This is a genomic window from Zhongshania sp. (assembly GCF_041584495.1).
Classification (GTDB): domain Bacteria; phylum Pseudomonadota; class Gammaproteobacteria; order Pseudomonadales; family Spongiibacteraceae; genus Spongiibacter.
The window spans coordinates 1-2150 of the sequence record NZ_JBFHDY010000251.1; the positions used below are offsets into that span (position 1 = coordinate 1).

Annotated in this window: 3 protein-coding genes; all 3 read left to right on the forward strand. The window is 53.4% G+C overall.

Going from position 1 to position 2150, the window contains the following annotated elements; translation table 11 throughout:
- Positions 1-72: 72 nt before the first annotated feature.
- Complete coding sequence (locus ABYP33_RS18790; RefSeq protein WP_373092843.1) at positions 73-1347, forward strand: P22 phage major capsid protein family protein; 1275 nt, start codon at positions 73-75, stop codon at positions 1345-1347.
- Between the two features lie 38 nt (positions 1348-1385).
- Positions 1386-1622 carry a hypothetical protein gene (locus ABYP33_RS18795; RefSeq protein WP_373092845.1) on the forward strand — a complete coding sequence of 79 codons (237 nt, stop codon included), beginning with the start codon at positions 1386-1388 and terminating at the stop codon, positions 1620-1622.
- Positions 1591-2150, forward strand: a 560-nt coding sequence (locus ABYP33_RS18800; protein ID WP_373092847.1) for a packaged DNA stabilization gp4 family protein, incomplete at its 3' end; no start/stop codon positions are given. The genes ABYP33_RS18795 and ABYP33_RS18800, both read left to right, overlap by 32 nt.

A 2150-nucleotide genomic window follows, 5' to 3' on the forward strand; every position in this document is an offset into this window, starting at 1 on the left:
CCGTTTCAACATCCGGCGCGAGGCACGGCAGAAGTGAATTGATGTATCCAAATGGTAACGAGGTAAGCTGAAATGGCTACTACTGGCAAAATCGTTGAGGTGCTGTTCGAGAACGCCCTTGACACATTCGAGCATCAGGAGATGATGCTTGACAAAGTGGACTTCTTTAAACCAGACCCCGCTGACATGCAGAACGCAGGCAATGTGGTTTGGCGTCCTGTCGATCAACACGCTCCGATTATCTCTGGCTGGTCTGTTGCGGGTCAGGAACAAGAGATCATCGAGGAAACTTATCCCTCTATCCTCGGCACTCCGAAGAACGATTTCGTTCAACAGCGCGCCGATGACTTGCGGGACACCCGTTTCTGGGAGCGCCGTGGCCGTGAGTCTGGCCGTCAACAAGCAACTGAGCTGAACAAGCAGATTGCTTCGACCATGACCACCCAGGGCACTATGTTCTATCGCTCTAACGCTACCAGCGGCTACGACTTCATTGGTGAGGGCCAAGCCCTGATGAATGAGCGTCAAGGCAAGCACACCCAGCGCTGCTTTCTGCTGAATGACCGCGATAACCTGACCTTCGCTAAAGACTTGGCCGGTCGCCAGACTGTGCAAGGCCGCCCCGAAGATGTATGGGGTAAAGGTCAAATCGCTGGCAACGTTGCAGAGTTTGATGTTTATGTGGGTTCATTCCTGCCTAACCTCGCTGGCGGTGCTGACCCGGCTGCAACTGTAACTGGCGCTCAGTCTTTCGCCCCTGAGGGCGGCAGCGTTAACACTGCAACTGGTGTTGTAACCAACGTTGACTACCGTTACGCCTCTATTCCGGTTTCGGATAGCTCTGGCTACAACGTAGGCGACAAGGTGACCTTCTCCAACGGCGGTACTGCTGTGAAAGCCCTCGGCTTGGCAGACAAAACCGACACTGGGCAGGCTATGACCTTCACCATCGTTGGTAAGCCCGATGGCACCACTATCGAGGTTTATCCTAAGCCTATCGCTTTCGATGACCCGGCGCTGTCTACCACTGAGAAGCAGTATGCCAACATCGACACCCAGATTGGCAACTTGGCAACCGTTGATCGTGTCAATACTGACACTTCAGCGAAGTCCAACCTGTTCTGGGACAAAGACGCGGTAGAGGTAATCGGTGGCACCATCCCGGCCAACCTGTTCAAGCAGTTTGACGGCATGAAAGTCATCAGCTCCACCATGAAGAACGGTCAAGAGATGTATCTTGTTTACGATGGAAACATCGAGACGATGAACTTCCGCTACCGTCTCTTCACTTGGTACGGCATCACAGTACGTGATCCAAGCCGAGTTGGTGTAGCAGTCACCTTCTGATAACAGGGGGCGAAAGCCCCCTTTCTCTATGGTTAATTATGGCTACTATTCTGTACAAAAACGGCGAGCCTTTCCGATTTGACGCCAAGCGTGTCAAGTACGCACTCAAGAACGGATATAGCGCAACGCCAGACCGCGAGCGTGAAGACTTAGCAGAGCTGCGCGAACGGTACAAAGCAAAGTTTGGCCGCAAACCGCACCACAAGATGACGCTTGACACCATACTGGCGAGGCTTGAAGAGAATGTCGAACACGAGCACGTACCGCGTCGATGATACGGGCGGCGTCACTGACAAAGTAGATATTATTCGCGGGGCTTACTCACAGCTTCGCATATCGGGCATTACCCGATCACCTACACCCGAAGACTTGGAGCTTGCCCTGACTCGCCTAGAGAATATGGCGGCAGAGTGGGATACGTCCAACGACACTGGGTATAACTTTGAAGACACACCAAACCCCAACAGTAATAGCGGCATCATTCGCGGGTTTCGGCAGTGTTACGAAACAAATCTGGCTATCCGCCTTATCCCCGACTTCAATAAGGATGTTCCGGCGACGCTTCTTAGTCAGGCTGTGCAAAGCCTGTCGCGCATGATTGGCCTATTGGCAGCGCAGCGTGTGCGCCAGACTGGATACCCCGATAGACAGCCACTAGGCTCCGGCAATACCTCCCGCTTTAGCCGCTGGGCTAGGTTCTACCGCACAGCAGAAGCCCCGCTTGCTGACAGCACTCGCAGCATGTATGACGGTGATGTTAGGGATTTTGTAGAGCATTACGACTCTTACTTGCAAGACGGCGA

Coding starts and splice junctions, on each gene's coding strand:
- ABYP33_RS18790 (WP_373092843.1), top strand. CDS start 73: ATGGCTACTACTGGCAAAATCGTTGAGGTGCTGTTCGAGAACGCCCTT.
- ABYP33_RS18795 (WP_373092845.1), top strand. CDS start 1,386: ATGGCTACTATTCTGTACAAAAACGGCGAGCCTTTCCGATTTGACGCC.